Here is a 14227-nt window from a genome sequence, read left to right on the forward strand (position 1 = left end):
TTATTCCGCTTGCGGCTGCTGGGCAGCCTTGTTGGCCATGGCGTCATTCATCGCCTTGGCCACTTCGGGCGGCATGTACTCTTCATCGTGCTTGGCCAGCACCTCGTCTGCCTCCAGCACGCCATCGGCATTGATGCGACCCAGCGCGACGATGCCCTGCCCTTCACGGAACAGATCCGGCAGGATGCCACTGTAGGCAATGGTCACAGCCTTGGCGCCGTCGGATACATCAAAGCGGACATCGAGGGAGTCGGTCGAGCGCTCGACGCTGCCCTCGACCACCATGCCACCAGCACGAATGCGCGCACCCTGGGGTGCCTCGCCGTCGGCAATCTGGGTCGGGGTGTAGAACAGGTTGATGTTTTCGCGCAGGGCAGTCAGGGCCAGCGCCACGGCGGACCCTACTCCCAGCAGAACCAGCAAAATCAGAATCAGGCGTTTCTTGCGTGCGGGATGCATCAGGATTCCTCTCGCCGACGACGGCGTGCTTCGGCCTGCACCAGCCGACGACGTCCGATCATCGGGGTGAGGAACAACAGGATCAGAACTGCAGCCGTAATTCCGTAGGCAGTCCAGACGTAGGGGCCATGTCCACCCATGGCAAAGTAGGTCGCCAGGTCGCTCATGAATTGTTCTCCAGCGCATCACGTACCCAACGGGTCTTGTGCTCGCGCTTCAGGATTTCCAGCCGCATGCGCATGAACAGATTCAGCGTAAACAGCCCGTAGAACGCCAGTACCATAACCAGCAGCGGCAGCCACATTTCCGGCGGCATGGCCGGCTTCTCGGTAATAGTGAAGGTGGCAGGCTGGTGCAGGGTGTTCCACCAGTCGACCGAGTACTTGATGATCGGGATATTGATCACGCCGACAATCGCCATCACCGACGTCGCCTTGGCTGCGGTATCACGATTGCTGATCGCCATGCGCAGGGCAATGATGCCAAAGTACAGAAACAGCAGGATCAGCATCGACGTCAGTCGCGCATCCCACTCCCAGTAGGTGCCCCAGGTCGGCTTGCCCCAGATCGAACCGGTGATCAGCGCAACAAAGGTCATCCAGGCCCCGATCGGCGCCGCACACTGCAGCGCGACATCCGCCAGTTTCATGCGCCAGACCAGGCCAACGACGCCAGCTACCGCCAGCATCATGTAGCAGGATTGGGCAAGAATCGCCGCCGGCACATGGATGTAGATGATGCGGAAACTGTTGCCCTGCTGGTAATCCTGCGGGGCAAACACCAAACCCCAGACGCTGCCGACAACCAGTGCCAGCAGACTGAAGGCAGCGATCCAGGGCATCAGTTTGCCGCTGATCTCATAGAACCATTTGGGCGAGCCCAGTTTGTGGAAAAACGTCCAGCTCATTCGCCGTTCAACTCCGCAATTATTCGCTAACCCCGATTCGCAGGCCCGCTGCGATTGCCAGCGGAGCCAGACTCAATGCCAGCACTGCCAGGCAGCCCAGCCACAGCAGGTAACCCTGCACCGGCAAACCCTGCAATGCCGCATCCATGGCACCGGTGCCGAGAATCAGCACCGGGATATACAGAGGCAGTATCAGCAATGCCAGCAGCATGCTGCCGCCGCCCTTCAACCCTACCGTCAGCGCCGCACCGATGGCTCCCAGCAGGCTCAGTACGGCCGTACCGAGCAGCAGCGTGGCACAGAGTACCGGGATCACCGACCAGGGCAAAGCCAGCATCATGCCCAGCACCGGCGTCAACAGCACCAGCATGACACCACACATCAGCCAGTGGTGCAGCACCTTGACCAGCACCAGCAGTGTCAGGGGATGGGGAGACAATACCCATTGCTCCAGCGAGCCGTCCTCAAAGTCACTGCGAAACAGCCCATCCAGCGACAACAGGGTTGCCAGCAATGCCGCAACCCAGATCACACCCGACGCCATGCGCTGCAGCAGCGCCGGCTCGGGGCCGACCGCCAGCGGAAACAGAGTAATGACCATGGCAAAGAACACCAGCGGATTGAGCACCTCGCCGGGGCGCCGCCAGGTCAGTTGCCATTCTCGGCGCAGCAGTTGCCAGAGCACGCTACCCATCAGCAAACCCGCCCCAGATCCAGCCGCCGAACCTCATTCAGGTGGTCCAGACTGTGGTGGGTTGTCAGCACCGCGATGCCGCCGTCGCGAGCAAACGCCAGAATCTGCTGTTCCAACACCTGCACTGCCGCCCGATCCAGCGCGGTAAAGGGCTCGTCCAGCACCCAGATCGGCTTGGCGGTCTGCAACCGCAATCGTGCCAGCGCCACACGACGCTGCTGGCCGGCTGACATCTGCCGACAGGGCACATCTTCATAGCCGCGCAGGCCAACCGCAGCCAGAGCATCCCAGATCGCCTCACGGTCGACGGGCTGGTCGAGCGCGCAAAGCCAGGACAGATTCTCTTCTGCGCTCAGGGTCGCTTTTACCGCCGTGGCGTGACCAAGAAACAGCAAGTGGCGGCGCCAGAACTCGCGCCCGCTGCCACCCAGGATAGATCGGCCACCGTAATGAATATCACCGGCCGAGGCAGGCATCAGGCCAGCCAGAATACGCAGCAGACTTGTCTTGCCTGCACCATTGGGGCCGGCGACCTGCAATACGTCGCCTGCCTGAAGACAGCAGTCCAGCCGGGCAAAGAGCTCCCGCTCATCCCGCTCACAAGCCAGGTCGATGATGTCGATCTGCTCAGCTGCCACCGCTGCTCCGAACGCTACCCGAGTGGTAGCGGCTAATTAATGATCCCGCCCCGTCTGCCGCTATACTCTGTAGCCAGCAAGACCTGCGGGAGCGCCTGTTTTCCAGCGGCGCCATTATACATGCCCCCCTTTTGCGGGGGACCTCGATTTACGTCAACATGTGACAGCATGAGCCCCGACTTTCGCCTGCCACCGACCAGCAACACCCCGCCAACCGGCAGCACCAGTGCTGCGCCGGCGCGTTCTGCCGACGCCATAATGGTGGCGCTGCAGCTATTGCGTCCAATTGACGCACTGCAGGTTTTGGGCAGCGATCAGGCTGACGCAGATGTCGTGCAGAGCAGCGCCAAACCGAATGCAAGCGGCCAGTTCGATCTGCTGCTGAAGATCGTCAAGCAGGACGTGAGCGGCACCACCACCCTGCCTGCCAGCAGCAACCAGCCGCTTGCGACCGGAACCCGCATGGTGGTCCAGGCGGTGACCCAAACCCAGCTGATGGCAGTCGTACAGCAGGTCAGCGCACAAAATGCCCAGCTGCTGACCCGCCTTGATCCGGCGCAGTTTCCCGCCGGCTCCCCGGTCCAGGCGCGGGTGATCAGCCAGCAAACGATTCCAGCCACCACCAGCCAGGCTGCGCGCTACGAACTGGTGGCCCAACTGGTCCAGCAGAGCGCCCAACAGACACTGCTGAGCATTAACAGCACGCGCCCGGTAGAGCCCGGCACCCTGCTCAACGCAACCGTTGGCAGCCAGGGCGAATTGCGCGTGCTCAGCAGCAGCGAGCAGGTCCGCCAGGCCGATCTGCTGCAAGGCTTGCGCGCCGCCTTCCAGCAGCAGGCTTCATCAGAACTCCTGCTGACGCGACTGGCCTCGCTGGCGGCATCGCCAGGCGACTTGCCGGCCGTGCCGGCACTGCAACTGGCTGTCGCCAACGTACTGAAGCAGATTGTCGATGCGCCGCAACTGATGACTGCGACCGGCGTGGCCAATGCGGTGGCCCAGAGCGGCAATTTTCTGGAAGCCAACCTGGCACGTCTTGCCGATATCATGGGCCGACAACAGGCTGGCGAACTCAACCCGGACGGCAAGGCTCCGGTTACGTCGCCCGGTGACGGTGCCAAGCCGGCCCTGCCCGCTCTCGACAAGCTGCTGCCGCTGCTGGCCAGCCTGAGCGCACCACGCGCAACAGAGCCGCTGGCCGGTGCAGACTTCAAGGGTGCGCTGGTCAGCCTGCTGGTTACCCTGCAGCAACAGCTACCGGGCTCGGCCCTGACGCCACAGCAGACGCCGACCGGACCATGGCAACAGGCAATGCAGCTGGCGCAGCAAGGCGTAATCGTCAAGCCTGGCCTCTTCCCCCTGCCCGCCCGTGCCCTGCAGGCACTGGGCGAAACCAACGATCTGGGCAGCCTGCTGCGCCTTACCGCAGCACTGTTATCGCGTATTCAACACCATCAACTGCAGAGCATGGGCCAAACCCAAACCTTCTCGGACGGCAGCAGCCAGACAACCTGGCAGCTTGAAATCCCGCTGCGCGACGGCCAGCAGTTCAACCATGTTCAGGTCCGTATCCAGCGCGACGCACCGGCGCCAACACCACGTCAGCCGGAACCGGTGCCGATATGGGAAGTCAGGCTGGCCTTCAATCTGGATCACCTGGGCAACATGCAGGCAATTGCCCGTCTGCGAAATGACAAGGTCAGCAGCGAGCTGTGGGCAGAGCGGCAGGAAACACTGAGCCTGATCAACAGTGAAATCGGCGCCCTGCGCGACCGGCTGCTGGCCAAGGGGCTGGATGTCGGCGAGCTGAGCTGCCACCGGGGTACACCACCGCCACCACGCCAGCCGGTCCAGCAAGGCTGGATCGACGAGGTAACCTGATGAGCACATCCCGAGAAGCGATTGCGCTGGTCTATGACGACGGAGAACAGGCACCGACCATTACCGCCAAGGGCGAAGGGGATCTGGCACAACAGATCATCGACCTGGCGATGCAGTACGAAGTACCGATCTACGAGAACGCCGAACTGGCAAGAATGCTGGCACGCATGGAGCTGGGCGATCAGATACCCGAAGCCCTGTACCGGACGATCGCCGAAATCATTGCCTTTGCCTGGTACATAAAGGGGAAGCGGCCGGCGGGATTCGACCCGGATGCCGGAAAGGAAAAACCACTGCAGCTGGAACGCAAGGAACAGCAGTAGTCTGGCGTCCAGGTCAGCCCTGGCGGGAGGCGTGCAGTTTGACGAACAGTTCGGCCTCGGCCTTGGACAGACCGCAGGATTGGGTCAGATCTTCAATACTGGCGCCCATGCCAACCAGCCTGGCGGCCTGGTTATAGGGCATCGCCTGGGGGTCCTGCTGCTCAAGCTTGAGCTGCTTGTCTTCGAGTCGCTTGACCTGCTGGCGCAGTGCAGTCAGCTCTTCCCCCATGCGTATACTGCCCTGCTGGAAGGTGGCAAGATCCCGTGCCAGCTGGTCCATCCGCGCCTGCAATCGAACGTCCAGTTGCTGCTGCAGAGTCGGCAGGCGACGCACCTGGACGAACAGGGCAATGAGGCCGACCAGCGCGGCCAGCAACAGGCCGACCACACCGCCCACCACCAGCAGCAGCCAGGGCTCATTCATCTGTCAGAATCCCGACAATTCTGCCCACTCGTCCTCGGTCATCATCTTCTCGAGATCGACCAGAATCAGCAGCTCGTTGTTCTTGTTGCAGACGCCCTGAATAAACTTGGCCGACTCATCCGTACCCACATTCGGCGCCGTCTCGATCTCGGACTGACGCAGGTACACCACCTCGGCCACGCTGTCGACCAGGATGCCGACAACCTGCTTGTCTGCCTCGATGATCACGATGCGAGTGTTATCGGTGATGGGAGCCGGGCTCAGGCCAAAGCGCTGACGGGTATCAATAACCGTCACCACATTGCCACGCAGGTTGATGATCCCCAGCACATAGGAGGGCGCACCCGGCACAGGGGCGATCTCGGTGTGTCGCAGTACTTCCTGCACCTGCATAACATTGATGCCGTAGGTCTCGTTGTCGAGCCGGAAGGTCACCCATTGCAGGATCGGATCTTCAGCACCTTGTCCCGAATTATTCTTCATTGTCTTGCTTCCCGATCATCATTTAAGTCCAGGGCTCGAGCGCGTCACTCGGCAACGCCACCCTACCCGCTCATCCTAATGCTGGCGCCGCGGCATTACCAGCCGCAGCAGAGCCTGCGTTACCCACTATCAGCTCGGCCAGCGCAGACACATCCAGCAGCGCACACATGTGATCAATCACGGTACCCGCAAGCCAGGGTCGCTTGCCCTGCTGTGAGCGCCATTTGATCTGTTCCGGCGCGAGCCGAATCGACTGCTGTACGCCGTGCACGGCCATACCCCAGTCGTAACCTTCAACCGAGATCACAAAGGACAGGCTGTCCTTGAGCTCCGGCGTGTAGCGCTCGGGCATGACCCAGCGCGCCGTGTCCAGCACCTTGATATTGCCGGCCTGGGTGGCGAGGATACCGAGAAACCAGTCCGGCTGACCGAACAGCGGGGTAATTTCATCTTCCAGCGGGTAAATGGTACCCAGCAGCACCAGTGGCACCGCCAGTTTGAGCCCGCCAACATCAAACAGCAGCGCCTCGAAAGGCTGTTCCCGCCACTGCGGCGCTGACCTGGCCGGCGGTACAGGTTCGGCGGCGATCGGATCGGGCTCTTCGCGCGCCGCCACCACCGGCGGCGCAGGCCTGGCCACAGGCCGATCAGGCTCCGATTTTTCCAGCACTCGCAGCGGCGTCGGCTCGGCAACCTCAGGCTGCGGAGCCGGCGCAAGACTTTCCTGTTCGGCACGGGCCAGCTCATCAGCCGCATCCTGCAGCAGGGCATCCAGATAATGCTGAATGGTCTGCTCGGGCACGAACTCCTGAACCGGCAACAAGGGTTTACTCATAACAACCAGATCGTCTCGCATTGCCGTCACCCCATAGGTAACGGCCTGTATTGGTTATCGGCGCGCCAAGGCAAAGCATTAGCGAACCCGGCAGCCCGTTCTCACGCCACCTGCTCACGGCGATTGAGCGACTGGGCCAGCAAAAACCGCAGCAACGCCCGGTAAGCCAGCACCCCACGGGCATTCTGATCAAGCTGCGATGGCACCACGCCCGCAAGGCTGGCGTCGCGCAGTTTCGTATCAATCGGAATGTACGCCTGCCACAGATGCTCCGCGTAGTCGCGACGCAGCAGCCGCAAGGTATTGAGTGACGCCTGGGTACGGCGGTCAAACAGCGTGGGCACGATGGTGTAGGGCAACGCCTGCTTGCGCGAGCGGTTGACCATGTTGAGGGTATGCACCATCCGTTCAAGCCCCTTGAGTGCCAGGAACTCGGTCTGTACCGGAATAATCAGTTGTTCGCACGCCGCCAGTGCATTGATCATCGACACGCCGAGGAGTGGCGGACTGTCGATAATGACGAACTGGTAGTCGTTCCACAGTTGCGCCAGCGCTCGCGAGATCACCAGACCATACCCGCCCTGCGCGGCCGACTGACGCTCCAGGGTCGCCAGCGAGGTGCTTGAGGGCAACAGACCGATATTCGGATGCGAGGTCTCTTTAAGCAATGCCGCCGCAAGCCCCTCGGGCACCTGCCCGTTGTGCTGAAACAGATTGAAAACGCTGCTGGTCAGCTGGTCGGGATCCTGGCCGAAATAACTGGTCATCGAGCCGTGCGGGTCGAGATCCACGACCAATACCTTCTGGCCCTGATCTGCAAGCAGGCCCGCCAGCGCGACGGCTGTCGTGGTCTTGCCCACCCCGCCCTTCTGGTTGGCTACAGCCCAGACTCTCATACCCTGCCTCCGAGGATGCCGGAACCACTGCGCATCCCGCAAAAATAATGAAACGCCAACATTCTGACAGCCCGCCGTCTGTTTTACCTATTGCAGAGCGTCCGATGCAGGAGCCGTGCCAGAAGGCAACGGCGTGCGCGCTTCACGCATCACATCAATACGCTCGTCAGGTTCAGCGATTTGCTCGTGCCGAGTGTCAAGATAACGAGATACCAGCAGCACCACCCGACGATTGGCCCTGCGGCCAGCCGCCGTCGTGTTATCGGCAACAGGCCTGAATTCACCATAGCCTACCGCAGCCAGCCGGTCAGGGTTGACTCCGCCATTGCTGAGCATGCGCACCACACTGGCCGCCCGCGCGGCAGAAAGCTCCCAGTTGGTCGGATAGCGACCAGAGCGAATCGGAATGTTGTCGGTAAAGCCTTCCACATGCACCGGATTGTCATAGGGTTTGAGAATGGCCGCGATCCGGTCAATCAGATCAAAGGCGGCATCCAGCGGGAGCGCATCGCCGCTGGGAAACAGCAACCCCGAACTCAGCTCGATCTCGACCCACATCTCGTTGCCACGGACCTCCAGCTCACCGGACTGGATGAGATCCCCGAAGGCCGCTTCCATCGCTGCGGTGATATCCTGCAAGGCGTCACTGGTGCCGTCAGGACTGCCAGCACCGATAGCGTCATTGTTCTCGCGGGTAATACCGCGCGGCAGTTCCGAGCCGATCTGAATCGGGTCAACCGAGCGCTGCGGCTGGTTGAAGGCACCGACCAGCGTATCGGATAACACCTTGTACTTGCCCTCGTTGACCGAGGAGATGGAGTACATGACAACGAAAAAGGCGAACAGAAGCGTGATGAAGTCCGCGTAGGACACCAGCCAGCGCTCGTGATTCTCATGCTCTTCCGGTCTGGATCGGCGCATCGTTCAACCTCTAATCCAGAAAGCCCTCAAGCTTCATTTCGATCGACCGCGGATTCTCGCCCTCGGCGATCGACATCAGGCCTTCGAGCAGCATTTCGCGGTATTTGGACTGCTGCAGAACCACCGCCTTGAGCTTCGCAGCAGCCGGCAGCATGAACAGGTTGGCGAGCGCCACGCCGTAGATGGTGGCAACAAAGGCAACCGCAATGCCGGCACCCAACCGCGACGGATCAGCGAGATTGCCCATCACATGAATAAGCCCCATCACCGCCCCGATAATACCAATGGTCGGCGCATAGCCGCCCATGCATTCGTACACCTTGGCCGCCATCAGATCGCCGTGTTCCTTGTTGACCAGATCGACTTCCATGATGCTGCGCAGCGCTTCGGGCTCGCTGCCGTCAACCAGCAGCTGCAAGCCCTTGCGGGCAAAGTTGTCAGGCTCCAGCTCGGCCATGCTTTCCAGCCCGAGCAGCCCTTCCTTGCGCGCGATGGTGCTCCAGTTGATAACCTGGCTGATACCCTCACGCATGCGGTTGGCCGGCGGGAAGATGATCCAGGGCAGAATCGCCAGCGCCCGCTTGAACACGGTAAGCGGCGTTTGGATAAATGCAGCACCCAGGGTGCCACCAATGACGATCAGGCCTGCCGGACCGTTGAGCAGCGCGGTAGCGTGACCACCTTCGAGGTAGTTACCACCGATGATAGCGACAAACGCCAGAATGACGCCGATGACGCTAAGGATATCCATCAGCTGAGCTCAGCCAGGTAACGACCGATTTCATCCAGGTTATAGATGCCATCAGCCAGATTAGCCTTGGCAACAGCCATCGGCATACCGTAGATCACGCAGCTGGCTTCGTCCTGGGCCCAGACCGAACTGCCGGCCTGCTTGAGCATGCGTGCGCCCTCACGACCATCAGCCCCCATACCGGTAAGAACCACCGCCAGCACCTTATCCTGGAAAGCCTTGGCGGCCGAACCAAAGGTCACATCCACACACGGTTTGTAGTTCAATCTCTCATCACCGGGCAGAATGCGCACAACGCCACGCGAATCCACCATCATCTGCTTACCCCCCGGTGCCAGCAGCGCCCGGCCGGGACGCAGCACGTCGCCGTCCTCAGCCTCCTTGACGGAAATCCGGCACAGCTTGTCCAGCCGCTCGGCGAACGCCTTGGTGAAGGCAGCCGGCATATGCTGGACCAGCAGCAACGGAGCAGGAAAATTCGCCGGCAGTTGGGTCAGTACTTTCTGCAGCGCCACCGGCCCCCCGGTCGAGGTACCAATGGCCACCAGCTTGTAGCTCCGCTTGCGCGGGGCCGGACTGTTTTTCACCGGTGCCGACGGTGCGGGTGCAGCGGTCGGGCGCGCAGGGGCACTGCTCGACAAGCCCGAAGCCGGGCGCGAGGCCAGCCCGGGTGCGGGGGCAGCAGCGGGCGACGGGGTGGAGTGCAGACCGAGCGAGCGACGGTTGGTTCGGGCCAGGGCGGTAACCCTCTCGCACAGCATCTGACGCACCTTGTCAGGGTTGCGCGAAATGTCCTCGAAGTTTTTCGGCAGATAATCGGCCGCACCGGCGTCAAGCGCATCCAGGCTGACGCGGGCACCCTCGTAGGTAAGCGAGGAGAACATGATCACCGGCGTCGGACAGCGCTGCATGATCTGCCGGACGGCTTCAATGCCGTCCATGACCGGCATCTCGTAGTCCATGGTGATCACATCCGGGTGCAGCGCCAATGTCTGCTCGATGGCCTCACGACCATTGTTGGCAGTACCGACTACCTGGATTTGCGGATCGCCGGCCAGAATCTCCGTCACCCTGCGGCGAAAGAAACCCGAATCGTCGACCACCAGAACCTTAACCGCCATACCCTCTCCTGACCTGCGTCCTGCACATGAACTGATTCATAACTGTTTTGGCGGGCTTGCAGCTTCCCGCAGACAACACTTGCTTAAGCCTTTGAGGGACGCGCGGCGCGCCCCGCAGCAGGCTATCACATGCGTCGCGCATAACGCTTGAGCAGGCTCGGAATATCCAGAATCAGGGCAATACGACCGTCGCCAGTAATGGTTGCCCCAGCCATTCCGGCGGTACCTTGCAGCATACGCCCGAGCGGCTTGATGACCACCTCTTCCTGACCAACCAGTTGATCGACCACAAAGCCGACACGCTGGGTACCCACCGACACGATCACCACACTGGCCGCCGAATGATCGCTGGTATCTTCCACTCCCGGCATCAGCCAGTGCTTGAGATAGAACAGCGGCAAGGCTTTCTCGCGCACGATGATCACCTCCTGACCGTCCACCACGTTGGTGCGGGACAGGTCGAGGCTGTAGATCTCGTTGACGCTGACCAGCGGCAGCGCGAACGCCTGGTCGGCCAGCATGACCATCAGGGTCGGCATGATGGCCAGGGTCAGAGGTACCTTGATTGCGATCCGCGAGCCCTGCCCCTTGGTCGACTCGATGCTGATCGTGCCGTTGAGCTGGGAGATCTTGGTCTTGACCACGTCCATGCCGACACCACGGCCGGATACGTCGGAGATTTCCGTTTTGGTCGAGAAGCCCGGCGCGAGGATCAGATTGAAGCATTCGGAGTCGCTGAGACGGTCCGCTGCGTCCTTGTCCATCATGCCTTTCTCGACCGCCTTGGCCCGCAGGATTTCAGGGTCCATGCCACGACCATCGTCGACGATGGTCAGCAGAATATGATCACCTTCCTGCTGCGCAGCCAGCACCACCTTGCCCGTCCGCGGCTTGCCTGCGGCTTCGCGCTCGTCCGGCAATTCGATACCGTGGTCTACCGAGTTGCGCACCAGGTGCACCAGCGGATCGGCCAGCGCCTCAACCAGGTTCTTGTCCAGATCGGTCTCTTCACCAATCAGCTCAAGATTGATTTCCTTCTTGAGGTTGCGCGCCAAATCGCGAACAACCCGGGGGAACCGGCCGAAGACCTTCTTGATCGGCTGCATGCGCGTTTTCATGACCGACATCTGCAGGTCGGCCGTGACCACATCCAGGTTGCCAACGGCCTTGCCCAGCTCTTCATCACCGCTGGCCAGACCCAGACGCACCAGGCGGTTACGCACCAGCACCAGCTCACCGACCATGTTCATGATTTCATCCAGCCGGGCGGTATCGACGCGCACTGTGGTGTCAGCCGCTGGCGCCTCGGCGGGCGCAGCCGACTTGGCCGGTGCGGGTGCGGGTGCTGCGGCCTTGGCCGCCGGCTTCGCTGCAGCCTTGGGCGCAGCGGGCGTTACCGGCTTGCTGGCAGCAGGTTGTGCAGCGGGCTTGGCAGCCTCGGACTGGTCGGCCTTGGCGTCAGCAATACCGGGGGCAGCACCCTTGCCGTGGAGCTGATCAAGCAGCGCTTCGAATTCGTCGTCAGTGATATGGTCATCGGAACTGTCGGCAGCCGACGTCTCCGGTGCAGCAGCAGGTGCTTCCTTGACACCCGGCGCAGCACCCTTGCCGTGCAACTGGTCAAGCAGCGCCTCAAATTCATCGTCGGTAATGTCGTCACCGTCAGACGCCGGCTTGGACGATTCAGCGGCTGCCGGCTTGCCTGTCGCAGCTGCCGGCGCCTTGCCCGGGCCATGCAGTTCATCCAGCAGGGCCTCAAATTCATCATCGGAGATCTCATCGGCGCCAGCGGTGGACGCTGTCTGGGCAGCAGCAACAGAGGCTGCGGCAGCCGCACTGCCATCACCATGCAGGGCGTCAAGCAACTGCTCGAATTCATCGTCGGTGATGTCACCCTCGGCAGCGGCAGGTGCCGCAGCGTCAGCCGGACCAGCCTCGGGCTCCGGCTCAGGCGCTTCTGCAGCAGGCGGCTCGCTTGTTGCCTCATCCGCCGATGCGGGCTGAGCCAGGGCGGCCAACGCATCCAGCAGAGCAGGCGCAGCAGGAGTCGGCTCCTCGCTCTCTCGCACCTGGGCAAACATGCCATTGACCGTGTCCAGAGCCTGAAGAACGACGTCCATCAACTCGGGCGTGACGGTACGTTCGCCCTTGCGCAGAATATCGAATACGTTCTCGGCGATATGGCAGCAGGCAACAAGGGCATCCAGCTGGAGAAAGCCGGCCCCGCCCTTTACGGTGTGAAAGCCGCGGAAGATAGCGTTAAGCAGATCCATGTCGTCGGGCCGGTTTTCCAGCTCGACCAACTGTTCGGACAACTGCTCGAGAATCTCGCCGGCCTCGACCAGAAAGTCCTGGAGAATCTCTTCATCCGCATCGAAACTCATGCACCCACTCCCCTCGGGCGTGTTATCGGAAGGCCACGCAATGCCGCCTTGAATTTCCATCTCGGCGCTGCGCAGTCACTCAACGTTGCTGCCAGGCAGCGACCTTGAGCAGTCAGACCGGCCGCGCGCTCAGCGTGCGGCAGTTACAGCTGACATCAGAATCCCAGGCTGGAAAGGAGGTCATCAACCTCATCCTGACCGGAAACAACGTCTTCCCTTTTATCGGCATGAATTTGCGGACCTTCACCCCTGGAGGAGGATTTTTTTCCGTCCCCGGGAGATTCACCATGATTGATGCCGGTAATGCGGTCGACCTGTCCCGCCATTCGGACCAGGTTGACCAGGCTCTCTTCGACATCATGCACAAGCGTAGTCACACGCTTGATCACCTGGCCGGTCAGATCCTGATAGTCCTGAGCCAGCAGAATATCGTTCAGATTGGTGGACAGATCCTTGCTGGTCGATTCGGTCTGCTCAAGGAACTCGCCTACCCGGCGGTAGAGGTCGCGAAACTCGTCCGCCGCCATCTCCCGGCGCTGCAGCCGCTGCCAGTCTGCCTTGAGGGCGTTCGCCTGCTGCCCCAGATCAGCGACCTTGGGGACGCTGGCCTCGACCAGATCCATGGTCCGGTTGGCCGCCTTGTCGGTCAGCTGAACCACATAGTCCAGCCGGTCAGAGGCATCGGATATCTTGGAAGTATCGTTGTCACCACCCAGCGCGTGGGTCGTGTCGATCTGAAAATTGACGATGGCATTGTGCAACGCGCGGGTGAGCTGCCCCACTTCGTGATAAAGACCACGGTCGCGTGCCTGATTGATGGCATGAATGACCAGCAACGCTTCACCGAAGTTGCCGCTCTCAAGGTGACCAACCAGCTGGTGCGCATTGTCCTTCAGCGAATGCTCGAATTCCTGAGCGGTCGCCTGGCCGGGATCCTTACTCAAAGCCATAACCTGTACCCCGGTTGATTATTATTTAGCCTGAACTCGCTCAAAGATTTTTTCGATCTTTTCTTTCAAGGCCTGAGCCGTAAACGGCTTGACCACATAGCCATTGACGCCCGCCTGCGCGGCTTCAATGATCTGATCTCGCTTGGCCTCGGCCGTTACCATCAGCACCGGCAGGTGCTTGAGCCGCTCGTCGGCCCGCACAGCGCGTAACAGGTCAATGCCGCTCATGCCGGGCATGTTCCAGTCAGTCACCAGAAAATCGAAACTGCCGCTCTGCAGCATCGGCAACGCGGTGTTGCCGTCATCGGCTTCGGCTGTGTTGGTAAACCCAAGGTCGCGCAACAGGTTCTTGATGATGCGCCTCATCGTCGAAAAATCATCAACGATGAGAATTTTCATATTCTTGTCCAAGTCGACCTCCGTACAAACCAGGGAATGTGCAGGCCTGCACCCCAAAAACCCATCGCAAATAACCAATCAAGCCATAAAAGAAGCTCTGATCAATCAGCTGGAAGCCAGCAGGCTGATCGGATGCACCCTCGAAAACGCCACCTGGACGT

General features: G+C 61.1%; 17 protein-coding genes. 2 read left to right on the forward strand and 15 right to left on the reverse strand.

The annotated features are described in order from the left end of the window. From ccmE to ccmA, 5 genes are read right to left on the reverse strand one after another with little or no spacing between them, the layout of a single operon-like run. Complete coding sequence (ccmE, locus tag ACZ5WQ_RS07880) at window positions 1–459, reverse strand: cytochrome c maturation protein CcmE (RefSeq protein WP_088273676.1); 459 nt, start codon at window positions 457–459, stop codon at window positions 1–3. Beyond that, window positions 459–626, reverse strand: a complete 168-nt coding sequence (gene ccmD, locus ACZ5WQ_RS07885) for a heme exporter protein CcmD (protein ID WP_088273675.1) — start codon at window positions 624–626, stop codon at window positions 459–461. Before ccmD ends, ccmE begins: the two co-directional genes overlap by 1 nt. Next, complete coding sequence (locus ACZ5WQ_RS07890) at window positions 623–1366, reverse strand: heme ABC transporter permease (protein WP_088273674.1); 744 nt, start codon at window positions 1364–1366, stop codon at window positions 623–625. The genes ccmD and ACZ5WQ_RS07890 overlap by 4 nt, the downstream gene beginning before the upstream one ends. Window positions 1367–1385: 19 nt before the next feature. Beyond that, window positions 1386–2060 carry a heme exporter protein CcmB gene (gene ccmB / locus ACZ5WQ_RS07895; protein ID WP_088273673.1) on the reverse strand — a complete coding sequence of 225 codons (675 nt, stop codon included), beginning with the start codon at window positions 2058–2060 and terminating at the stop codon, window positions 1386–1388. Continuing rightward, the gene (gene ccmA, locus ACZ5WQ_RS07900) at window positions 2060–2698 is read right to left on the reverse strand and encodes a cytochrome c biogenesis heme-transporting ATPase CcmA (RefSeq protein WP_228246159.1); all 639 of its coding nucleotides are present in this window, start codon (window positions 2696–2698) and stop codon (window positions 2060–2062) included. Before ccmA ends, ccmB begins: the two co-directional genes overlap by 1 nt. Window positions 2699–2866: 168 nt before the next feature. On the opposite strand from ccmA, the gene fliK reads away from it, so the two are divergent. Together fliK and ACZ5WQ_RS07910 are read left to right on the forward strand one after the other, a co-directional pair. Next, entirely contained in the window at window positions 2867–4579 is a 1713-nt protein-coding gene (gene fliK / locus ACZ5WQ_RS07905) for a flagellar hook-length control protein FliK (protein WP_464383530.1), read from the forward strand. Continuing rightward, window positions 4579–4902 (forward strand): EscU/YscU/HrcU family type III secretion system export apparatus switch protein, encoded by a 324-nt coding sequence (locus tag ACZ5WQ_RS07910; RefSeq protein WP_464383531.1) that lies wholly within the window; start codon window positions 4579–4581, stop codon window positions 4900–4902. The genes fliK and ACZ5WQ_RS07910 overlap by 1 nt, the downstream gene beginning before the upstream one ends. 13 nt (window positions 4903–4915) lie before the next feature. Here ACZ5WQ_RS07910 and ACZ5WQ_RS07915 read toward each other — a convergent pair whose 3' ends face one another. The 10 genes from ACZ5WQ_RS07915 to ACZ5WQ_RS07960 all read right to left on the reverse strand — a co-directional run bounded on the left by ACZ5WQ_RS07915 (window position 4916) and on the right by ACZ5WQ_RS07960 (window position 14066). After that, window positions 4916–5326 (reverse strand): DUF2802 domain-containing protein, encoded by a 411-nt coding sequence (locus ACZ5WQ_RS07915; protein WP_228246161.1) that lies wholly within the window; start codon window positions 5324–5326, stop codon window positions 4916–4918. 3 nt (window positions 5327–5329) lie between these two features. Then, a complete protein-coding gene (locus tag ACZ5WQ_RS07920; protein WP_088273668.1) occupies window positions 5330–5809 on the reverse strand; it encodes a chemotaxis protein CheW in 480 nt (159 codons plus the stop codon). A gap of 70 nt (window positions 5810–5879) precedes the next feature. Continuing rightward, window positions 5880–6644: a CheW domain-containing protein gene (locus ACZ5WQ_RS07925; protein WP_269687037.1), complete on the reverse strand. Its 765-nt coding sequence runs from the start codon at window positions 6642–6644 to the stop codon at window positions 5880–5882. Between the two features lie 101 nt (window positions 6645–6745). Continuing rightward, window positions 6746–7540, reverse strand: coding sequence for a ParA family protein (locus tag ACZ5WQ_RS07930; protein ID WP_088273667.1), 795 nt, complete (start codon window positions 7538–7540; stop codon window positions 6746–6748). A gap of 87 nt (window positions 7541–7627) precedes the next feature. Beyond that, on the reverse strand, window positions 7628–8461 hold the full coding sequence (gene motD / locus ACZ5WQ_RS07935) for a flagellar motor protein MotD (protein WP_228246163.1): 834 nt from the start codon (window positions 8459–8461) through the stop codon (window positions 7628–7630). A 10-nt stretch (window positions 8462–8471) separates the two neighbouring features. Continuing rightward, window positions 8472–9212: a flagellar motor protein gene (locus ACZ5WQ_RS07940; RefSeq protein WP_088273665.1), complete on the reverse strand. Its 741-nt coding sequence runs from the start codon at window positions 9210–9212 to the stop codon at window positions 8472–8474. Further along, window positions 9212–10333 (reverse strand): protein-glutamate methylesterase/protein-glutamine glutaminase, encoded by a 1122-nt coding sequence (locus tag ACZ5WQ_RS07945; protein ID WP_088273664.1) that lies wholly within the window; start codon window positions 10331–10333, stop codon window positions 9212–9214. The genes ACZ5WQ_RS07940 and ACZ5WQ_RS07945 overlap by 1 nt, the downstream gene beginning before the upstream one ends. Window positions 10334–10458: 125 nt before the next feature. Further along, window positions 10459–12717 (reverse strand): chemotaxis protein CheA, encoded by a 2259-nt coding sequence (locus ACZ5WQ_RS07950; protein ID WP_464383532.1) that lies wholly within the window; start codon window positions 12715–12717, stop codon window positions 10459–10461. A gap of 155 nt (window positions 12718–12872) precedes the next feature. Further along, window positions 12873–13667, reverse strand: coding sequence for a protein phosphatase CheZ (locus ACZ5WQ_RS07955; RefSeq protein WP_464383533.1), 795 nt, complete (start codon window positions 13665–13667; stop codon window positions 12873–12875). Between the two features lie 21 nt (window positions 13668–13688). Beyond that, complete coding sequence (locus ACZ5WQ_RS07960; RefSeq protein WP_172409633.1) at window positions 13689–14066, reverse strand: chemotaxis response regulator CheY; 378 nt, start codon at window positions 14064–14066, stop codon at window positions 13689–13691. Between the last annotated feature and the right edge of the window lie 161 nt (window positions 14067–14227).

Source organism: Halopseudomonas sp. T1L2 (assembly GCF_055397385.1).

What these genes read in the sequence shown, in the direction of transcription:
- ccmE (WP_088273676.1), bottom strand. Translation starts at nt 459, where the DNA reads ATGCATCCCGCACGCAAGAAACGCCTGATTCTGATTTTGCTGGTTCTG.
- ccmD (WP_088273675.1), bottom strand. Translation starts at nt 626, where the DNA reads ATGAGCGACCTGGCGACCTACTTTGCCATGGGTGGACATGGCCCCTAC.
- ACZ5WQ_RS07890 (WP_088273674.1), bottom strand. Translation starts at nt 1,366, where the DNA reads ATGAGCTGGACGTTTTTCCACAAACTGGGCTCGCCCAAATGGTTCTAT.
- ccmB (WP_088273673.1), bottom strand. Translation starts at nt 2,060, where the DNA reads ATGGGTAGCGTGCTCTGGCAACTGCTGCGCCGAGAATGGCAACTGACC.
- fliK (WP_464383530.1), top strand. Translation starts at nt 2,867, where the DNA reads ATGAGCCCCGACTTTCGCCTGCCACCGACCAGCAACACCCCGCCAACC.
- ACZ5WQ_RS07910 (WP_464383531.1), top strand. Translation starts at nt 4,579, where the DNA reads ATGAGCACATCCCGAGAAGCGATTGCGCTGGTCTATGACGACGGAGAA.
- ACZ5WQ_RS07915 (WP_228246161.1), bottom strand. Translation starts at nt 5,326, where the DNA reads ATGAATGAGCCCTGGCTGCTGCTGGTGGTGGGCGGTGTGGTCGGCCTG.
- ACZ5WQ_RS07920 (WP_088273668.1), bottom strand. Translation starts at nt 5,809, where the DNA reads ATGAAGAATAATTCGGGACAAGGTGCTGAAGATCCGATCCTGCAATGG.
- ACZ5WQ_RS07925 (WP_269687037.1), bottom strand. Translation starts at nt 6,644, where the DNA reads ATGAGTAAACCCTTGTTGCCGGTTCAGGAGTTCGTGCCCGAGCAGACC.
- ACZ5WQ_RS07930 (WP_088273667.1), bottom strand. Translation starts at nt 7,540, where the DNA reads ATGAGAGTCTGGGCTGTAGCCAACCAGAAGGGCGGGGTGGGCAAGACC.
- motD (WP_228246163.1), bottom strand. Translation starts at nt 8,461, where the DNA reads ATGCGCCGATCCAGACCGGAAGAGCATGAGAATCACGAGCGCTGGCTG.
- ACZ5WQ_RS07940 (WP_088273665.1), bottom strand. Translation starts at nt 9,212, where the DNA reads ATGGATATCCTTAGCGTCATCGGCGTCATTCTGGCGTTTGTCGCTATC.
- ACZ5WQ_RS07945 (WP_088273664.1), bottom strand. Translation starts at nt 10,333, where the DNA reads ATGGCGGTTAAGGTTCTGGTGGTCGACGATTCGGGTTTCTTTCGCCGC.
- ACZ5WQ_RS07950 (WP_464383532.1), bottom strand. Translation starts at nt 12,717, where the DNA reads ATGAGTTTCGATGCGGATGAAGAGATTCTCCAGGACTTTCTGGTCGAG.
- ACZ5WQ_RS07955 (WP_464383533.1), bottom strand. Translation starts at nt 13,667, where the DNA reads ATGGCTTTGAGTAAGGATCCCGGCCAGGCGACCGCTCAGGAATTCGAG.
- ACZ5WQ_RS07960 (WP_172409633.1), bottom strand. Translation starts at nt 14,066, where the DNA reads ATGAAAATTCTCATCGTTGATGATTTTTCGACGATGAGGCGCATCATC.